Here is a 1,921-nt window from a genome sequence, read left to right as displayed (position 1 = left end):
TGACTCCCAACGCTTGCCGATTTCACTCCGATTTGAATTTTGTGTTTACGGTGCAGTGGCTTAGCTTGGGTGTTACAGCGTTGTCGCACCTTAATTGGGCGTTAGTTTCTATGAGGTAATAATGACTTTAAACGATTTAACAGTGGACTTCTCTCATGTTGAAAGAGAAAAGTTGCTATCGAGCTGGATATGGCTGATCGGCGAGAGAAAGTTACCAATCTTAATAAGCTCCAGTGGCGATGCTTTTGTTCAAGATATTGATGATGGGTCAATTTCGTTTTTAGATACAGGTTCACCGGCATTGGACGTTGTAGCAAGTAGTTATGATGAGTTTAGTTCTCTTTTATCAAATAAAGAGTTTGTTGTTAACTATCTTGCGGTAGCTATGGTGGGTGATCTTATTCAAAGTGGAAAGAAACTTAAATCTGGTGAGATTTATAGCTTAATTAAGCCTTGTGCTTTAGGTGGAGAATATAGCTTCGACAATATTGAACCATGTGATGTGGATGTACACTTTTCAATATTAGGTCAGTTGACTGAACGGGTTTGTCAATTGCCTCAAGGGGCGTAGGACGAAAAGTTTGAAGTTCGAAACTAACAAACAATTTAAGAGTGACTCCTAACGCTTGCCGATTTTACTCTGATTTGAAATTTGTGTTTACGGTGCAATGGTTTAGCTTGGATGTTATAGCGTTGTCGCACCTTAATTGGGCGTTAGAAGCTTCGATAAAACTTTGAATTATAGTAACTATTTATCTTAGTTCGATTGGTTCTAAATTTCGTTTCAATCATAGTATAATTGCTCGCATTAAGATGATTATGTGAAAGTTCAAATGAGAAAAATTTATGTAACTGAAGGGGATTCATCCTCTAAAAAAGGCAAAGTAGCTTATCCTAAACTGGTTTTGTGTGAAAAGTGTGTAGGTGAGTACATTGTTATCAGCGAAGGCAAGCGAACTTATGATGCTTGCGTCAAATGTGGTTCTAGTGAATAAGTAATTACGTCTTTCGAACCCAAAATTCTAGGTTCTACATAACGGTTAAGAACGCTTCTAACAAACAATTTAAGAGTGACTCCTAACGCTTGCCGATTTTACTCCGATTTGAATTTAGTGTTTACGGTGCAATGACTTAGCTTGGGTGTTATAGCGTTATCGCACCTTAATTGGGCGTTATGTGCTTTCGCTATAATTTACGCCTTGTATTTATTGGTGATTTTAGTTAATACCGATTTCGTAGGCTTACGAAAATTTGCTAAAATACTTTGTTTCATTATGCTGTAAACAATTCCATCAACGTATATCATGCAGTAACCTCGCTCGTACAACTCATCTATCAATTGTTCAATTATCGAATCTTTTAGGGTTATACGACCAGATATATCTTTTATTTGCTCTCTTGTTAATGCAAATCTTCCTTTTGATTTTCCTCTGAATTCGCTGTTGTATATCTCTATTGTAATGTCAGCCATTTCTTCCGCAGTTCTATGTGTCATGTGTAATCCTAATGTGATTTTTTAATTGTTAAGTAGTTTAATACATAAAAACCAAAAGGTCAACATGTAGATCTATAGGTACTTAAAAGTGATCTATAGATCGGATAATTTAGCTTGTGCACATTACTTAAAGGGTAAAAAAACAGTTGGCTGCGGCTCGTTTCTCGCGCATTATAGCCAACTATCATTTTCTGCTTAGCGAGGCGTTAGGTACTTTGAGGAAACCGGGAGAATAGTATCAATTATCAAGAATTAGCATCTACAATAATGCGTTGAGATTATGTATGCGAAATCCCAAGTGAAACATGAGAATTAGCAATACGTCTTGGATTCAAGTACGAAGTGCGACACCTCTGAACATAAAAACAGTAAGGTGCGATAATCATGAAGTCTGCTCCCGCCAAGAAGTAAAAAACATGAAATATT

2 protein-coding genes are annotated in these 1,921 nt (G+C 36.7%); one reads left to right on the top strand and one right to left on the bottom strand.

The window, feature by feature from the left end; genetic code table 11:
- The first annotated feature begins 121 nt into the window (after positions 1-121).
- Positions 122-571 carry a T6SS immunity protein Tdi1 domain-containing protein gene (locus F0249_RS19800; protein ID WP_136995834.1) on the top strand — a complete coding sequence of 150 codons (450 nt, stop codon included), beginning with the start codon at positions 122-124 and terminating at the stop codon, positions 569-571.
- A gap of 621 nt (positions 572-1,192) precedes the next feature.
- Here F0249_RS19800 and F0249_RS19795 read toward each other — a convergent pair.
- Entirely contained in the window at positions 1,193-1,495 is a 303-nt protein-coding gene (locus tag F0249_RS19795) for a hypothetical protein (protein WP_113795302.1), read from the bottom strand.
- Between the last annotated feature and the right edge of the window lie 426 nt (positions 1,496-1,921).

The sequence above is a fragment of the Vibrio sp. 03-59-1 genome (genome assembly GCF_013114135.1).
Lineage (GTDB): Bacteria > Pseudomonadota > Gammaproteobacteria > Enterobacterales > Vibrionaceae > Vibrio > Vibrio cortegadensis.
Note: the sequence above shows the minus strand (reverse complement) of the source record. Positions and strands in the feature narration are given on the sequence as shown.

Coding starts and splice junctions, on each gene's coding strand:
- F0249_RS19800 (WP_136995834.1), top strand. CDS start 122: ATGACTTTAAACGATTTAACAGTGGACTTCTCTCATGTTGAAAGAGAA.
- F0249_RS19795 (WP_113795302.1), bottom strand. CDS start 1,495: ATGACACATAGAACTGCGGAAGAAATGGCTGACATTACAATAGAGATA.